Source organism: Eubacterium sp. 1001713B170207_170306_E7, assembly GCF_015547515.1.
Lineage (GTDB): Bacteria > Bacillota > Clostridia > Eubacteriales > Eubacteriaceae > Eubacterium.
In genome coordinates this window covers 1,010,470-1,027,251 of record NZ_JADMVE010000001.1, presented here as the reverse complement: position 1 = coordinate 1,027,251, position 16,782 = coordinate 1,010,470, and the positions used below count along the sequence as shown (strand labels likewise).

General features: G+C 47.3%; 16 protein-coding genes and 1 tRNA gene. 10 read left to right on the top strand and 7 right to left on the bottom strand.

Features of this window, described 5'->3' with window-relative positions; all coding sequences use genetic code 11:
- The first annotated feature begins 77 nt into the window (after positions 1 to 77).
- From I2B62_RS05085 to I2B62_RS05070, 4 genes are read left to right on the top strand one after another with little or no spacing between them, the layout of a single operon-like run.
- Positions 78 to 1,826 carry an FAD-dependent oxidoreductase gene (locus I2B62_RS05085; protein ID WP_195267870.1) on the top strand — a complete coding sequence of 583 codons (1,749 nt, stop codon included), beginning with the start codon at positions 78 to 80 and terminating at the stop codon, positions 1,824 to 1,826.
- Positions 1,827 to 1,853: 27 nt separating this feature from the next.
- A complete protein-coding gene (locus tag I2B62_RS05080) occupies positions 1,854 to 3,380 on the top strand; it encodes an FGGY family carbohydrate kinase (protein WP_195267869.1) in 1,527 nt (508 codons plus the stop codon).
- Positions 3,381 to 3,419: 39 nt separating this feature from the next.
- Positions 3,420 to 4,847 carry an FAD-binding oxidoreductase gene (locus I2B62_RS05075; RefSeq protein WP_195267868.1) on the top strand — a complete coding sequence of 476 codons (1,428 nt, stop codon included), beginning with the start codon at positions 3,420 to 3,422 and terminating at the stop codon, positions 4,845 to 4,847.
- A 41-nt stretch (positions 4,848 to 4,888) separates the two neighbouring features.
- Positions 4,889 to 6,373: a glycerol kinase gene (locus tag I2B62_RS05070; protein ID WP_195267867.1), complete on the top strand. Its 1,485-nt coding sequence runs from the start codon at positions 4,889 to 4,891 to the stop codon at positions 6,371 to 6,373.
- 114 nt (positions 6,374 to 6,487) lie between these two features.
- On the opposite strand, the gene I2B62_RS05065 is transcribed toward I2B62_RS05070, so the two are convergent.
- Genes I2B62_RS05065 through I2B62_RS05055 form a run of 3 tightly spaced genes read right to left on the bottom strand, consistent with a single transcriptional unit; the run spans position 6,488 to position 8,892 of the window.
- Entirely contained in the window at positions 6,488 to 7,222 is a 735-nt protein-coding gene (locus I2B62_RS05065) for an ABC transporter permease (protein ID WP_195267866.1), read from the bottom strand.
- A gap of 12 nt (positions 7,223 to 7,234) precedes the next feature.
- Positions 7,235 to 7,987, bottom strand: a complete 753-nt coding sequence (locus I2B62_RS05060) for an ABC transporter permease (RefSeq protein ID WP_195267865.1) — start codon at positions 7,985 to 7,987, stop codon at positions 7,235 to 7,237.
- A complete protein-coding gene (locus I2B62_RS05055; RefSeq protein ID WP_195267864.1) occupies positions 7,984 to 8,892 on the bottom strand; it encodes an ATP-binding cassette domain-containing protein in 909 nt (302 codons plus the stop codon). Before I2B62_RS05055 ends, I2B62_RS05060 begins: the two co-directional genes overlap by 4 nt.
- A gap of 153 nt (positions 8,893 to 9,045) precedes the next feature.
- Between I2B62_RS05055 and I2B62_RS05050 the strand changes: the two genes are divergently transcribed.
- A complete protein-coding gene (locus I2B62_RS05050; RefSeq protein ID WP_195267863.1) occupies positions 9,046 to 9,741 on the top strand; it encodes a response regulator transcription factor in 696 nt (231 codons plus the stop codon).
- Positions 9,742 to 9,753: 12 nt separating this feature from the next.
- Positions 9,754 to 11,169, top strand: a complete 1,416-nt coding sequence (locus I2B62_RS05045) for a HAMP domain-containing sensor histidine kinase (RefSeq protein WP_195267862.1) — start codon at positions 9,754 to 9,756, stop codon at positions 11,167 to 11,169.
- Between the two features lie 72 nt (positions 11,170 to 11,241).
- Here the strand turns inward: I2B62_RS05045 and I2B62_RS05040 are convergent, their stop codons facing one another.
- Positions 11,242 to 11,640, bottom strand: a complete 399-nt coding sequence (locus I2B62_RS05040; protein ID WP_195267861.1) for a secondary thiamine-phosphate synthase enzyme YjbQ — start codon at positions 11,638 to 11,640, stop codon at positions 11,242 to 11,244.
- Between the two features lie 195 nt (positions 11,641 to 11,835).
- Here I2B62_RS05040 and I2B62_RS05035 point away from each other — a divergent pair.
- A tRNA-Ser gene (locus I2B62_RS05035) sits at positions 11,836 to 11,924 on the top strand.
- 71 nt (positions 11,925 to 11,995) lie between these two features.
- Here I2B62_RS05035 and I2B62_RS05030 read toward each other — a convergent pair.
- Both I2B62_RS05030 and I2B62_RS05025 read right to left on the bottom strand, forming a co-directional pair.
- Complete coding sequence (locus I2B62_RS05030) at positions 11,996 to 12,766, bottom strand: ABC transporter permease (protein WP_195267860.1); 771 nt, start codon at positions 12,764 to 12,766, stop codon at positions 11,996 to 11,998.
- Complete coding sequence (locus I2B62_RS05025; RefSeq protein ID WP_195267859.1) at positions 12,759 to 13,694, bottom strand: ABC transporter ATP-binding protein; 936 nt, start codon at positions 13,692 to 13,694, stop codon at positions 12,759 to 12,761. Before I2B62_RS05025 ends, I2B62_RS05030 begins: the two co-directional genes overlap by 8 nt.
- Positions 13,695 to 13,942: 248 nt before the next feature.
- Between I2B62_RS05025 and I2B62_RS05020 the strand changes: the two genes are divergently transcribed.
- Positions 13,943 to 14,272, top strand: coding sequence for a hypothetical protein (locus tag I2B62_RS05020; protein WP_195267858.1), 330 nt, complete (start codon positions 13,943 to 13,945; stop codon positions 14,270 to 14,272).
- Between the two features lie 266 nt (positions 14,273 to 14,538).
- Positions 14,539 to 14,934 carry a VOC family protein gene (locus I2B62_RS05015; RefSeq protein ID WP_195267857.1) on the top strand — a complete coding sequence of 132 codons (396 nt, stop codon included), beginning with the start codon at positions 14,539 to 14,541 and terminating at the stop codon, positions 14,932 to 14,934.
- A gap of 54 nt (positions 14,935 to 14,988) precedes the next feature.
- Here I2B62_RS05015 and I2B62_RS05010 read toward each other — a convergent pair whose 3' ends face one another.
- Positions 14,989 to 15,396 (bottom strand): heme-binding protein, encoded by a 408-nt coding sequence (locus I2B62_RS05010; RefSeq protein WP_195267856.1) that lies wholly within the window; start codon positions 15,394 to 15,396, stop codon positions 14,989 to 14,991.
- A gap of 245 nt (positions 15,397 to 15,641) precedes the next feature.
- Between I2B62_RS05010 and I2B62_RS05005 the strand changes: the two genes are divergently transcribed.
- A complete protein-coding gene (locus I2B62_RS05005) occupies positions 15,642 to 16,712 on the top strand; it encodes a response regulator (protein ID WP_195267855.1) in 1,071 nt (356 codons plus the stop codon).
- Positions 16,713 to 16,782 lie beyond the last annotated feature (70 nt).

Here is a 16,782-nt window from a genome sequence, read left to right as displayed (position 1 = left end):
AAAAAAGATGAAATGTCCTAATATGTCCTTAAAAATAAACCTAAATGGACACGAATGGCTGATCTGGGAGAGAAAATATGAACAGCATAAAAAACGCAGTGGAAAAAGAAATTACAAAGCAATTTTCCGGGCTGGATATTAAGGTTTCTGTCGATGGACGGAAAATTGTAACACTGGCCGGAGAATGCGGGGACTGGCAGCAGTTAATTGATGTGGGGCACATGGCAGCCAATGTGCCGGGAGTAAAGAATGTCGTCAGCGATATGTGGGTAAAGGGACTTGAAATTCCCCAAAAAGATTATCAGACCGGAATAGAAAAAGGCTTTGAAGCTGGCCTTGCAGCAGAGGCCGATGTGGTCATTGCCGGAGCAGGGGTAATCGGCTGTGGAATTGCGCGGGAGCTGGCGAAATATCCGCTTAAAATTATCGTTGTCGAAAAGAATGACGATGTCTGCACAGGTGCGTCAAAGGCCAATAATGGAAATATCCATCCGGGTCACGCGGCTAAAACAGGAACCCTTAAAGCTAAGCTCAATATATTGGGAAATCGGATGTATGACAGGTGGGCCGACGAGCTGGGCTTTGTCTTTCAGCGTAACGGCCTTATGTATATTGCGTGGGAGGAGGCTTACATCCCAGCCCTCAAGGAGCGCTATGACAAGGGTGTGGAAAATGGTGTGGACGGCATAGCGATGCTTGACGGAGAACAGGCAATGGCCATTGAGCCGGAACTCAGAAGGCTGGATAATCCGCCCATCGCAGCAGTCTGGCTGCCGAGTCTGGCCCATGTGGAACCCTATGATGTTACTGTGGCTCTGGCTGAGAACGCGGCCCATAACGGTGTGGAATTCTGGTTTAACACGCCAGTCTGTGATGTGCTGAGACATGACGGCAGGGTTGAAGGCGTGGTCACGCCAAAGGGGATCATCGAGGCCGGCTATGTCATCAACTGTGCTGGTGTTTACGCCGATGACCTTTCAGAAATGGCTGGAGACCGCTCCTTCACCATTCATCCCAGAAAGGGCACCATCGCCATTCTGGATAAGGCCAGGCAGTATCCCTACAAGCCGCAGATGGGCTTTGTAGGAAGTGCCCTTGAAAACCGGATGAAAAATATCAAAAATGTTGAATCAAAGGGCGGAGGCTGCTGCAAAACGCCAGAGGGAAACTACCTTCTCGGTCCGTCAGCCAAGGAGGTCTGGAACAAGGAGGACACCGCGACTGATCCAGACGGCCTGGAGTATGCAATGAGCTGCAATCAGCATGAGAACGTAAGCCAGCGGGACCTGATCCGTGTTTTTACAGGTGTACGGGCAGCGGATTTTAAAGAGGACTTTATCATTGAGATGTCTCCGGTGACTGACGGATTTATCAATGTGGCAGGTATCCAGTCGCCCGGGCTGGCTTCGGCGCCGGCCATCGCTAAAATGGTTGAGGACATCGTGCTGGAGGATTCTGAGAAGAAAAACAAGAGTCTTAAAGTCCGCCAGGACTATCAGCCGCGCGAAAAGCCAAAAACCCTTTTCAGAAAGCTGCCACCAGATGAGAAGAGGAAGCTGATCGAAAGAGAACCTTCCTTTGGGAGAATTGTCTGCCGCTGTGAGACCATTACAGAGGGTGAGATATTGGAGGCGCTCGACAGCCCGGTTATGCCGATGTCCATCGAGGCCATAAAGCGCCGTACGAGAGCGGGCATGGGCCGTTGTCAGGGAGGCTTCTGCCAGCCGCGCGTGATCGAAATCCTCGCCAAAAAGCTGGGCAAGGACTGGAGTGAGATCAATTTTTCAGAACAGGGGACCAATTTTCTGAAAAAAATGCATGAATAGATACAAAAGCATGAGGGGTAAAGAGTAATGGATAAAAAATATGTGGTAGGTATTGACAGCGGGACACAGAGCACAAGGGTGATCATTTTTGATACCAGAGGCCAGAAGGTTTGTATGGGGACAGCGGTCCACCCGCCGTTGATTGCTGAAAAGGCAGGTTATGCGGTACATGACTATGAAGATTTATGGAACGGCCTCTGCCATGCCTGCGACGATCTGTTTTCGAAGTTCAGGGGAGACAAACGTGAAATCGCTGCAATCGGTCTGTCCGGACAGCGGGGGACCACTTTTTTTGCCGGCGAGGATAACCGGCAGCTTTGCAGGCCCATTAGCTGGATGGATTTGCGGTGGCGCGAAAACGCTGATCATTTACCACCGTCCACTGATGAAATAGATCCCTGGTGTGACTATCTGAGGAACTATTCAAGAATGAACTGGATGAAAACGAATTCTCCAGAGACTGCCGAAAAAATACACAAATATCTGACAGCTCCGGGCTATATGGGCTACCAGCTTTTTGGCGACTATGTGGACACCCTGGCCAACAATCTGGGGATGCCTGTAGACAGGGAGCACTGGGAGCTGTATGAGGACGATGAAGTCTTTGAAAAGATGGGGCTGAAGCGCAGGCAGCTGGCGAGGTTTGTAGAGCCGGGTGATGTGATGGGCCATGTCACAGCAGAGGCGGCAGCACTTACTGGTTTTCCGGAGGGCTGCCCTGTGGTGGCCTGTGCGGGCGATAAGCAGTGTGAGGTTTTAGGCTCTGGCTCCATCATCGACGGGCAGGCCTACATCACTCTGGGAACCTTGAGCGGCCTGGACATTGTGGGAGAAAAATACATCCCGGACGCCTATAAAAGGCTGAAGCACCGCACCTATCTGGCGTCTGTACCTGGCACATGGCACGCTGAGGCGGCCATATCCAAGGGCTTCTGGCTGGTGTCATGGTTCAGAGACAATCTGGCCGAAGGACTTGATGCCAGGGCGGAGCAGCTTGGCATGACTATTGAAGCCTATCTTGATCAGGAGGCGGAAAGCATTCCAGCTGGCAGCGAGGGGCTGGTGACCATTCCAGACTGGAAATCCAACTGGGACAAACCTGCCGCCAAGGGCATGTTCATTGGCTTTGACCACCGTCATAAAAGGGCGCACATGTTCCGCTCGCTGATCGAAGGCATTGTGATGCAGCTTAAGGTGAACACCGATGAAATGTGTGGCATCATTGGAAAATCCATCACAGAGCTTCGCGTGGGAGGCGGAGGGAGCAAGAGCGTCACAGCTGTGCAGACCATTGCCGATGTGTTCAATATCCCGGTTAAAAAATCTGTCGAAACCGAAACCTGTTCCTTGGGCTGTGCTATCTGTGCAGCGGTTGGCGCAGGGATCTTTCCGGATTTTCAGCAGGCTGTCGCAGCCATGGGGCAGCAGACCGAAACCTACACTCCGATTGCAGAGAATCACATGGTGTATCAGAGACTCATGGACCGAGTGTTCAGCCAGTGCTACACCATTAATGAGAAATTATTAAAGGAAATCGCTCAAATAACGGCCTAGCCGTTTTAAATAAAATACATAACAGATTGGAGAAAGTGCATGAAACAGGAAGAGATGATTTTAGGTCTTAAAAAGGTGGTTGGCGATGAGCGGGTAATCACAGATGACGCCAGTATTGAGGTAGCGTCCAGAGATTATATTGGTTTTCGCCGTTACCACCGGTCCGATGGAAAAATATGGGTGCCGAAGGCCGCCTGTGTTGTAAAACCCGCCGACACCCAGCAGGTCTCAGAGGTATTAAAGTTTTTGAACACAAACAAGGTCGATGTGGTGCCCAGAACCGGCGGTTCCAGCGTTACCATGGGCTTAGAGCCAGTGGAGGGCGGCGTGATTTTAGACGGCTCAGATATGAATGAGATCATTGAAATTGACGAGGAAAACCGGATTGTAACCGCCAAATGCGGCACCCCTCTGGAATACCTTGAAGAGGTGCTGAACAAAAAAGGCTTTACGACTGGTCACTATCCGCAGTCACTGCCCCTTGCCAGTCTTGGCGGTCTGGTGGCAACCCGAAGCATCGGCCAGTTTTCAACCCTTTACGGCGGTATTGAGGATGTGATCGTCGGGCTGGAAGCTGTGCTGGCAGACGGCACCGTTGTACGTATAAAAAATGTGCCAAGACGCTCCACAGGGCCGGATCTCAGGCACCTGTTCATCGGTAGTGAGGGGATGCTGGGCTTTGTGACAGAGGTTTCCTTAAAGCTGTACCCCTACAAGCCTGAGAACAGGTGGATGCACGCTTATGGTGTTATCGGCATGAAGCGGGGCCTGGATTTTATCCGGGAAATCATGATTGCAGGCTACAAGCCGGCAGTGGTGCGCCTTCATGACAAATATGAGGTAGCAGAACGTATGGGGGCGCCCGCGCCAGAGGGTTATGCCATGCTTCTTTTTATCGCGGAGGGACCGGCGGAAATCGCAAGGGTTACAGGTGAAGCCATTGAAAAGCTGGCAGGAGAGTACGAGCTCTTAGACCTCGGTACTAAGCCGGTAGAGGTCTGGCTGGAAACACGAAACGATTCCTGCCCGAACATTGACAAGCCCATCAACTACAATAAGGGACTGGTTTCAGATACGACTGAAATAGCCGCTAACTGGACTGAAATCGGGGAAATCTATGAAGCAATGATCGAGAGAATTCAGAATGAAATCAGCAATATTTCTTTTGTAGGTGCACATTCCTCGCACAGCTACCTGACAGGGACAAATATTTATTGCCGGTTTAATTTCTTAGCGGACAAGGGGGTCGATGCCGTACAGAAAGATTATATGGACTTGGTCAGCATTATTATGGAAGAAACACTGAAGCGAGGCGGGAGCATTGCACATCATCACGGTTCCGGAAAATACCGGACAAAATGGATGCCGCAGGAGCACGGCTCATCCTACGAGTTGATGTATCGCCTCAAGGATGCGCTTGATCCAAACCACATTATGAATAAGGGCGTTTTGTTAGTCGAAAGATAATTTTAGGGGTAAAATTAAATATTTATATGAGGAGAGATAAAATGGGGAAATATGTATTAGTAATTGATGAAGGCACCACCGGCACCCGGGCTTTGATTTTTGATTCAGATTTCAATATTGCCGCGCAGGCCTACCAGGAATTTACGCAGTACACGCCGCAGGAAAATATGGTCGAGCATGACGCCATGGAAATTTACGCCAAGAGCGTGGGTGTCTGCCGCGAAGCCATCGAGATGGCAGGTCTCAGCAGTGAAGATATTGCCTGTATGGGTATTACCAACCAGCGGAATACCTGCGTTATCTGGGATAAAAACACCGGCGAACCGCTGTACAATGCCATTGTATGGCAGGACAGCCGGACCGGGCAGGCCGTGGATGCCATTAAGCAGACCGAATGGGCGGATAAAATTTTGAATGAGACGGGCAAAGTCATTGCACCGCATAATAACGCCCTGATCATCAAATGGTATATGGACAATGTGCCGGAGATTAATGAAAAAATCAAAAAGGGCGAGGCCCTGTACGGCACCATGGATACATGGATGATCTGGAAGCTGACTGGCGGGAAAACCCATGCGGTCGCCTGCTCTAACGCTTCCAGCAGCGGTTGTATTGATCTGCGGACCGGGGAATGGCACAAAGCATTTCTGGATTATGTTGGTGTTCCGATGGATCTTTTTCCAGTTATTCAGTCAGAATCCTCCGATTATGGAACCACCGAGCTTTTTGGCAGTCCGATTCCAATCACCGGCGCGATCGCGGATCAGCAGTCCGCGCTGTTTGCCCAAGGCTGTCTTGAGCCCGGGACTATGAAGTGTACCAATGGCACTGGCAGCTTCATGGATATCAACATTGGCTCAGACTTTAACATTGCCTCAGGCGGAGTGGACAACCTGATCGCCTGGAAGATTGGCGATACCATCACCTATGCGGTTGAAGGTTTTGTGTCTGTTACCGGATCAGCAGTCCAGTGGCTGCGCGACGGCCTGAAAATCATTCGCAAATCATCAGATATTGAGGCGCTGGCGGCTTCAGTTCCAGATACCAACGGCGTTTACTTTGTACCGGCCTTGGTGGGGCTGACCACACCGCATAACGATCCTTTTGCCCGCGGTATGCTCATCGGCATTACCCGCGGAACCACAGAAGCCCATATCGCCCGCGCGACCCTTGAGTGTATTGCTTTTGGCATCAAGGATATTTTAGATGTGGTGGAGCGGGAATGCAGCGTTAAAATTGAGGAAATCAAAATCGACGGCGGCGCTTCTGAAAACAATCTGCTGGTTCAGATGCTGGCAGACTACTGTGACGCCAGAGTTTCGCGCCCGGATACCCTGGAGGCCACCAGCCTTGGAGCAGCGCTGATGGCAGCACTGTACGTGAACATGATCGGTCTGGAGGATGTCAAAAATGTACTGAACACAGACCAGGTTTTTGAGCCTAGAATTGATCCCGTGCTTCGCGATACCCGCAGTATGGAGTGGAAAGAAGCTGTAAAACGTTCGCTGAACTGGATTAGACACTAACACTTAACCCCTGTTAGTATTTTATATAAAAAGGTTCCTTCCGGTTAATCGCCGGCAGGAACCTTTTTTAAATTGTTATGTTCAGGACGAGCTGCATCGTTTCGACGTAGCTGTCTATGCTGTGACAATATCCCGCTTTGTCAGGCGGCGGATTGCCAGCCTTGTGAAAATAAAAATATACACATCGCAGAGGATAAAGAACAAAGTGAGCTCAAAGAGGCTGAGTGCTGTCTGGTTTAGAGCGCCAAAGCTTTTGACCAGCAGGGAAGTGGGATAAAGCATCCACAGGCCAGTGACGCAAAGCCCCAGACCCAGCACACAGGTACCCAGACAGATGCCGATGGGCAGGGCAAAGCTTTTAATGACCATGGATAAGTAAAGCTGTACACTCGCCACTGCGAGGGAGGCCGTAAAGCCACAGAGGCAGAAATTTAAAATATCTGGTGGAAAGCTGCCTTTTACACCGAGCAGCAGTCCGGCTGTCAGATAGAGTATGATCAGAAAAGCCTGGACAATCAGGCTGATGACACCAATGATAATAAGCTTTGACAAAATAACCGTTCCTGGGCAGACTGGATAGGTCATGACCGCGTTCCAATTATGATTGTTCTTTTCAAGCCGCATGGTGTACGCACAACAGATGGAAATAATGATGGGATAAAAGAAATAGCCATAGAACAGCGCGACCTGTGTCCAGAGACTGTACCACCCATTGGTAAGCTCGTGAGGATTGACAGCGTAGTTCCCGCTGCCAAGCAGAACACTGATCAGCGGCAAAAGGATTACTGGCAAGGCGACTTTTGAACCCTTAAGCTTCAGGCCTTCAGCTAAAACAGCATTTTTTAACATGACAGACTCCTTTCAAAACTCTTTTTTACAGATATAGTAACGCCCGGTAAAATAAATGATAAGCCCCAGAAAGAGTGCAAGGGCAAAGGGCCAGACTGGCACTGCTGTCAGCAGGATTTCCCCTGATGGATAGGCCATGGCGGCAGGAGACAAATCCAGATAGTAGCAGGAAAGAATCAGATGTCTCAGAGCATCGGGCAGAAGACTGCCCATAATGCCCAGAAAGCCAAAGATAATACCAGCCACCATCACAATCAGCTGGTTTTTAAAATACAACGAAATCCCCTGAAAAAGCGTAATCAAGGCCGCGTTAATGATGGCTGTCCCGATAAGGGCAGTAAAGAAGGCCGCGGCGGGGAACGGTTCCGCAAAGCTTCTAATGAAAAAGCCATAAATACCCAGGCTGACAAAGGTGACGAGTGAGGACAAAAGCAGCAGCAGGTTGCTGACCGCAAATTTCGCGAGGTAAAGTCGGCTCCTGGTTTCAGAGGTGGTTTCCAGCCATTTCAGCGTATTGCCCATATGTTCAATATCGCATATCCGACTGCTGAGCACAGCAGCGGCAATAGGAAAGAAAATCACCTGCATGGAGGCAAAGGTCATGAGCAGGGATTCCCAAGGATAATCAAGCATTCGCCCCTTTGCCAGATACTGGTCTGTGGCGGCAATGACCCAGACAGCCTGGATTAGCAGAATGGCCGTAGTGGAAAGAAAGACCCTGCGGCGTTTCAGCTTGTAGAACTCCAGTTTAAGATAGGTCATCATAACGCGCCCCCTTTGCCGGTAAGCTTCAGGAAAATATCCTCGAGGCTCAGTGCGTGTTCCTCAATGCGGTAGACGTCAATCCCCTTTTCCAAGAGCAATCGGTTGATCCGGGCAGTCATGTTATCGTCAATGCCCCGGATGAGAACAGCATCGTGCTCTATCTTTGGCTTCATACGGTGCAGCAGTGCCTCTGTCCCGGCTGGATTGCTTGTTTTAAAGGATACACTGGCGCTGCTGTAGGCGTGCAGCGACTTTAAGCTGCCCTGAAAGATAAGCTCTCCATGGTTGATGATACCGCAGGTGGTGGCCATCTGGTCGATTTCGCTGAGAAGATGGCTTGAAATCATCACGGTGATGCCGTATTTTGCAGGAAGGGATTTGATCAATTCACGGATTTCCTGGGTTCCGGCTGGGTCAAGGCCGTTAGTGGGCTCGTCGAGAATCAAAAGCTTGGGGAACCCCGCGATGGCCATGGCAATGCCAAGGCGTTGTTTCATACCAAAGGAAAACTGGCTGACTTTTTTATCCAGCTGGTTGTCAAGCCGCACGATGCGCAGAGCCTCGAGGGTGTCCTTATCAGAAACATTTGAAAGCTTTTGTAAAATGTGCATGTTTTCGCGGGCAGTCAGATGCCCATAGTAGGATGGGGACTCGATGAGAGAGCCGGTGTGATTTAAAATATCCAGTCGATTCTGGGCTGTAAAGGGCTTGCCGAAAACAGTGATATCGCCAGAGGTGGGGCGCACAAGGCCCAGAAGCATCTTCATGGTGGTGGATTTTCCGGCGCCGTTTGGCCCCAGAAAGCCATAAACCTCTCCCTCGTGCACTTCAAGGCTTAAATGATTAACACGATAGACCGAATCATATTCCTTGCAAAGCTGTTTTGTTTCAACAATGTTTTTCATTTTTCTGTACTCCTTTTTCTAAGCTGTTTATACTTTACCACCTTCGCTTTACACCTGCTTTACGTCTGGTCTACTTTTAGTCTACTTTTTTGTCTGTGATGCCAGCAGTCACTGAAAATGTGGTATAATCCCTTTAGAACGGGAGGTAAAACGATGGATTACATTAAGGATAAAGGCATTCTTCTGGTCGATGATGAACCAGAGTTTTTAAAGCTGGTGCTTAAGATACTGAACAATGAAGGCTTTGTAAAGGTCTATACAGCGTCGAGCGTGGCCGAGGGAATGACGGTTTTTCTGGAAGAAGCCCCGGATATGGCCGTTCTTGATGTGATGCTGCCAGATGGAGAAGGCTTTGAGCTACTCAAATTTATCCGGGCATCCTCCGATATCCCTGTGCTCTTTTTATCGGCCAGAGGTAATGCCGAGGACCGGTTCACGGGCTTTGGCCTGGGAGCAGATGATTATATCATCAAGCCCTTTTTACCCCAGGAGCTTGTATTCAGGATCACGGCTATTCTAAAACGCGTTTATAAAAATGAAGCGCCAACCTTTACGCTGGCTGACGCCACAGTCGATCTGGACCGCGCTGAAATTATCAGGGGAGGGGAGAAATTGCCCCTTACTGCCAAGGAGCATGCTATCCTTCAAAAGCTTTATGAAAATGCAGGGAAAATCGTGACCATCGGCGCCCTCTGCGATTACGTGTGGGAGGGTGACAGTTATGGCTATGAAAAGCCGCTCATGGCGCATATCGGGCGTATCCGGGAAAAAATAGAGACAGACCCCAGCCATCCCAAATCCCTTGTGACGGTCAAGGGGCTGGGCTATAAGCTGCTAGTGAATAAATAGAGGAGCAATAGCATGTTTAAGCATATCCGATTTTTTTTCAGACGCTGTGTGGTTTTGATCATACTTTCCATTGTCGTCCTCTTTGTCCTTAATCTGTACTTGGGCTACGCCATTGCTGTCAACCCGGCGACAGGAGACTTGAAGGAATCGCCAGGCACAATCATCGAAAAAGTATCCGAAGGGCTGGTAAAAAGTGAAAGTGGAATGCTGGAACTTTCAGAGGAAGGAAAAACATTGCTTACAGACAGTGGTGCGTGGGCAATACTCATTGACAATACAACCAGTGATGTCGTCTGGGGTGATTATGTTCCGCCAGAGATACCGAGCCATTTCACCCCAACAGATATCGCCGGTTTTTCCCGCTATTATCTGAAAGATTATCCGGCATTTACCTGGGAGCATTCCAATGGTCTGCTGGTTTTGGGTTTCCCGAAAAACAGCTATCTGCGACTTGGGGATAAATATTACAGTATAGCTGTGCTTCAGAAGACCATTACGCAGGCCCTGCCCATTATGCTGGCGCTCAATCTGCTGGCGGTGATGGTGATCTATATCATCAGTGGAACACGGATGATGCGCCCTGTCAAGAATGTGGTAGCAGGGTTAGAAGCACTTTCCAGAGATCAGCCTGTCTGGCTAAAAGAAAAAGGCGCTTTTTCAGAAGTATTCGCAAGCATTAACCAGACCTCGTCTATTTTGTCCGAAAAGAGCGAAGCACTCAAGAAAAAGGACAGCGCCCGTGCTAACTGGATTGCCGGGGTGTCGCACGATATCCGAACGCCTTTGTCCATTATCCTTGGCTATGCCGAGGGTCTTAAAACAGACAGAGATACCGAAACCCGGCAGGCAGGGGAGATTATCAGCCATCAGACGCTGCGGATACGATCACTGGTCAATGATTTAAATCTGGCGTCTAAACTGGAATATGAAATGCAGCCTGTGGACCTGGAACCTGTCGACGTACTGGAAAGCCTGCGACAGGTCATCAGCGACACATTAAACAACGGGCTTCCAGAGCAGTATACCATCGACTTCAGCTACAATGATAACTGCCGCGGATGTCTTGTAAAGGGAGACGCCAGACTGCTTGAACGAGCTCTGGTCAATCTGATTCAAAACAGTATCCGCCATAATCCAGAGGGCTGTGACATTCTGGTGAAGCTGCAAAGAAAAATGGGTGAGCTGGAAATAATAGTTTCAGATAACGGTGCAGGAGTGGACACAGAAAAGCTCGAGCAAATTCGGAATGCCACACACTATATTCAGAACGAGGAAGAAGGCCGCATACAGAGTCATGGACTTGGCCTTTTTATTGTCAAGAAGGTCGTGAGCGCTATGTCGGGCAGAATAGCTTTTGAAAGCGAAAAAGACAAATGCTTTTTGGTCAGAGTAACACTGCCGGTGCTTTCCGGTCAACAGGCGGAATAGCATTCATTATCAGAGAAAATGAAACATAAAAAAAGAACGCTGTAGAGAACAGGCTGTACAGCGTTTTTTTCATTATTTTTCTTCTGTAATACGCACATAAAAGTGACGGTTTCTGGGGCCGTCGAACTCACAGAAGTAAAGATCCTGCCAGGTGCCCAGCAGTAAATTACCACCCACCAGCATAACCGTCTCACTCACACCGAGGGTGCTCGATTTTAAGTGTGCGGTGCTGTTGCCCTCCGCGTGCCGGTATTCAGGAAGATCGGGATAGGTATGGCGCAGGCCGGCGAGGATATCGTGAACCACATCCGGGTCAGCGTTTTCATTGATGGTGATGGCCGCTGTTGTGTGTGGTGCAAAGACCGTTACAGTACCGTCTTTAATACCGCTTTTTTGAACAGCCTCCCAAACCTGAGGCGTAATATCATGCATGTTTTCACGGTCAGTTTTAAGTTTAAATTCGTAGAGCATTGTCAAAACCTTCTTTCATCATTAATGATCCGTTCACTTTTTCAGAATTTATATATTTCTGAAATAAAATAACTTTTTAATATTATACAGGGTATTCTTAAAAAATATCTTTAGAATGATCCGTGATTTTTTCAGGAAAAAAGAATTGACATCTTGAGTAAAGTAGATTAGGATATTATAAGATAAATTTTGTCTGGAGAAGTATCGAAGTGGTCATAACGAGCCGCACTCGAAATGCGGTTGCCTTCCGGGGCACGTGGGTTCGAATCCCACCTTCTCCGCCAACAGCAAATTGAAACGCCTGAAGCCTGTCTAAACAGAAGGTTCCAGGCGTTTTTTTGAGTTGTCTTTCGGGTCAGCTTCTTAAGCCGAACCCTTTTTCAATCAAATACCAGCAAATGGTGTAGAGCGCAATGATGAACAGGATAAGGATTATCAGAGACCATACAATTGGGACATCTGTTACGCCGAGAAATCCAAAACGGAAACCCGAGACCATATACACAATGGGATTCACCTTTGAAACGGCCTGCCAGATCGGCGGCAGCATTGAAATGGAATAGAATACCCCGCCCAGATAGGTTAAGGGCTGTAGTACAAAGGTTGGCACAATGGAGACATCATCAAAGGATTTTGCGAAGATCCCGTTCAGCAGACCGGCTAAAGAAAACAATACGGCGGTCATAAGCAAGGTAATGATAATGATGGACCAGGAAAAGACATGAAGGGGGACAAAAAATAATGAAATCCCAGTGACAAGGGCACCGACCATGATGCTGCGCCCCAGTCCACCAGTGACAAAGCCCAGGATAATGACCTGAGTCGGTACCGGTGCCACTAACAGCTCCTCAATATTTTTCTGAAATTTTTGAGAGAAGAAGGAGGACGCAACGTTAGTGTAGGAGCTCGTGATGACAGACATCATAATGAGCCCGGGCACGATGAATTCCATATAGGAAAAGCCACCCATTTCTCCGATTCGCCCACCGATCAGGTTTCCAAAAATGACGAAATACAGTGAGGTGGTGATGACTGGCGGCACCAGGGTTTGTACCCAGATGCGCAGATAGCGGTTGGTTTCTTTTGCGGACAGACGTTTTAGTGCAGTAAAATAAAGCTTAAACATTTTTTTCCTCCGATTGATGTTTTACATCGGTAATTTTTAAAAACAGTTCCTCTAACCGGTTGGATTTGTTTCGCATAGAAACAACTTTTATGCCCTGGTTTGTGAGTTGATCAAAAATATTATTGATACCCTGGTCACGCCGGATTTCAACGACAAGGGTCCTGTCATCCTCAAGATAATTTTTATATCCGCTGATGACCGGTCTGTTTTCAGAAGGCTCTAAATCAAAAATAAAAGTCTCGAACTGTAACTTTGACAAAAGCGTCTTCATGCTCGTGTTTTCAATTAGTTCACCTGACTGGATGATCCCGATATGGCGGCAGAGCATTTCTGCTTCTTCAAGATAATGAGTTGTCAGGATGATGGTCGTTCCTTTTTCATTCAAGTCCCTCAAAAAATCCCACATTTCCCGTCTCAGTTCAATGTCTACGCCAGCGGTGGGTTCGTCTAAAATAAGCAGACGCGGTTCGTGCATCAACGCTCGCGCAATCATCAAACGCCGCTTCATCCCGCCGGAAAGCATTCGTGCCCGTTCATGTCGTTTTTCTAACAGGCCGGACTGCTTCAGATATTTCTCACTGCGCTTCAGCGCTTCCTTGTGCGGGACGCCGTAATAACCAGCCTGATTGACAACGATCTGTTCCACTGTTTCAAATGGGTTGAAGTTGAACTCCTGGGGAACCAGGCCGATCTGCTGCTTTGCCTGCACAATATCTGTATCCAGGTCATAACCGAACACCTTTACAGTTCCAGCCGTTTTATTGACCAGTGAAGTAATGATTCCAATGGTGGTGGATTTTCCTGCGCCGTTTGGGCCAAGGAGGGCATAAAAATCTCCCTGTTCCACCACTAAGTCAATGCCGCGTAAGGCCACGACCCCCGATTCATATGTTTTCTTTAAATTTTTTAGTTCAAGTGCAACTGTCATAGTATTTTCTCCTCATTAACAAGCATTCTGCTCTATCAACTATAATTCACAGGATGCAAGCCGTCAAGCAAAAAATACGTTTCGCTTTCCACCCTTATTCTAAAAGATTACAGAAGACAATCAAAAAACTTTTTTTGGAATTGTTATTAGTTAAAAATATATCCTATTTAATAATAGACAAGATTTACAATCGGTGCTATAATGATATCGTTAAAATGTGCGTTGAAAAGCGAAGGAGGAACAATTTTATGAAGATTAATATGGACAAAGCGATCGTTGAATTTATTCCGGAAAACCCGATTGAAACTGCTGAATTAGAAGCCTTATGGATTAAGATGGGAAACTGTGTGGGGGATAACAAAAAATTATCGCCAATTGGCGTCTATATCCCGACGGAAAATAATGTGGCTCGCTTTCATATTGGTGGATTAACGGATGCAGAAGCAAAGGCAGCACCGGAACTTCGGGCGCCGTTCGACTGTAAGGTTTATTGCTTAACCTGTAATAAAATCCAGACAGTAAAAGAAGGAGAGCTGATTCCTTTCTGCTGCGGAAAACCAATGGAAATCATGGATTAATTTTTATAAAGCCATTCTGAATGAAAGCGATTTGTGCTTCATGGAGGAAAGGCTTTTTTATTGGGGGAGTTGTGTTAACTGAAGATAAACGCTATAATTAAAAGAACATCGTTTAACCAGATCAGCATTGAAACAACTTTATGGAAAGCTTTAGCACTGTGAGAACAGAAGAGGGTGTCGTTATATTAAGACACATCGCCAATATTATATTGATAAAGAAATTATAGTGCTTTGCGAATAAGAACAGGGAATCGGAAAGGGCAGGGATGAAGAAAATGGCGGTTAGAGTACAGTATTCAACAATGATTGTTAAAAGCCTGGATGAATCTGTGAAATTTTACAAAGATATATTGGGTTTTAAAGAAGGATACCATGTAGATCTTGCCGGTGGCGGCAGCATTACTATCATGGAAAGCGAAGGCGCAAGTGTGGAGCTTATTGAGAATACAAACTTTCCGGTAGGGCTGTATTCGATCGGGACAGATGTCGATGATATTGATGAGACAATCAGACATTTGGAGGAAAATGGTTATCAGACAACCGGCCCCATAATGCCTACTACAGTAGGAAAACAGACCTTTGTGCTGGACCCGAACGGCGTTCGCATCTGTCTGATCGAGCATACACATGAGTATAAAGAAAAATATATGCTAGAGGATTAAAATAAAGCAGGACCAGTCTTTTCAGGCCGGTCCTGCTTTTAAATCACAGAATTCTTACAGAGCGTCGAGTCCAGCCTGGGCAACACTTTCATCCTCTGCGACACTGCCTCCGCTGACACCGATGGCACCAATAATCCGATCGCCTTCCTTAATGGGGAAACCGCCGCCAAACGTGACGATTCTTCCCTCACAGCAGTTACCAAGGCCAAAAAGTTCACCGGCTTCTTTTGCAGCATCCCCTGCGACTGAACTCGGCATTTTCAATGATGCAGCTGTGTAGGCCTTGTTTTGTGCAATACTGATACTTGCAAGAAGAGAATCCTCCATGCGGTGCACCAAAACAGTATTGCCGCCAATATCACATACCGAAATAACCATCGGTACATCAATTTCAACAGCTTTTTTTTCGGCTGCTTCGGCCATCTTTTTGGCCATTTCCAATAGTTTACCTGTCTGTGTCATTTTTAATCTCCTTTTCTAATATAATCTACCAATTTGCCAAACAGATATCGAATTATTTATATTATATATTGTTTGTCGTACGATTACAATTCTTTTCAACGCGTCTTAAGTATTCTGAGGATATGAACGCAGCAGCTTAAATAAAATAAGCGCTGCCTATACATATAAAAACACTGGTTTTGAATCTTTATAAAAAATGGTATAATTAGATTTATAAATTTGGTGGTGCGAAGGGGAAAGCGAGAATGTACAATATATTAGTCGTTAATGACAGAGAAGTTTTTAGAAGAAAGCTGAAACGCATGCCTTATTGGGAGGAATGTAGTGCGAAATTCAGGATCAGCGACGAGGCCTCCAATGGGCTGGAAGCCCTTGAGCTTCTCAGAGAACAGGATATTGATCTGGTGCTGACAGATATTCGGATGCCGCTGGTTGATGGAATTACACTGCTTAAGCAGATTAAACAGGAAAATCTTTGCAACTGTGTTATCCTGCTGAGTGAATATGCTGAATTTTCATACGCGCGCGAAGGTATTTTAAACGGTGCTTTTGACTATATTGTAAAGCCCATCGATAACGCCAAGGTTGAGGACTGCTTTGAACGGGCATACGTCTTTCTCAGCAGCACTAATGAAACGGCACGGGTCAGCGTGCACCATACCGAGGCTTTAGCAGACTACATGTTGAGCGGAAACCTGGACGACGCCATGGTCTATGCAAGACATGTCGATGCTGAGCTGGAAGTCGAAACAGAGGGCCCGGAGTCGAGCGTTATCCGCATGAACGAACTGCTGAAAAAGCTGAAGGCAATCATCCGCGCTAAAAAGCCATATCTGGAAAAATACTTGATGATGGACGATCTGTTTCAGATTGACCTTCGAAAAAGCGCATGTAAAACGGAGGTAATCACTTTTTCAGGGTGCATTGCCAGAATTTTTGAACAGCTGAAACCCTTCATGCTGCAATCTGATAACAAGATGGTCCAGGAGATGTGTATACTTGTGCTGGAAAAGCCGGAGGAAAGACACAGCCTGGCCGGTCTGGCCAACACTTATTTCGTCAACCAGAAATATCTGGGGAGTTTATTTAAACAGGAGATGGATCTCAGTTTTTCACAGTATCTGACTTTTTTAAAAATGCGGCGGGCAGAAATACTGTTGGCGGATAAAAGCCTGAAAATCTATGAAATAGCTGAAGGGCTGGGGTATGAGGATGTGGAGTATTTCAGCCGGATTTTTAAAAATACAGCCGGCCGGTCGCCGAGTAGCTACAGGGAGAGTCTGACAAAAAAAGAAAAGAACACCGTAAAAAAATAATCCAACATAAAAGCAGTTTCTGGAAAAAAGACAGATTTTACATGGAATTATTTCCAAGATTTTTCCTGCG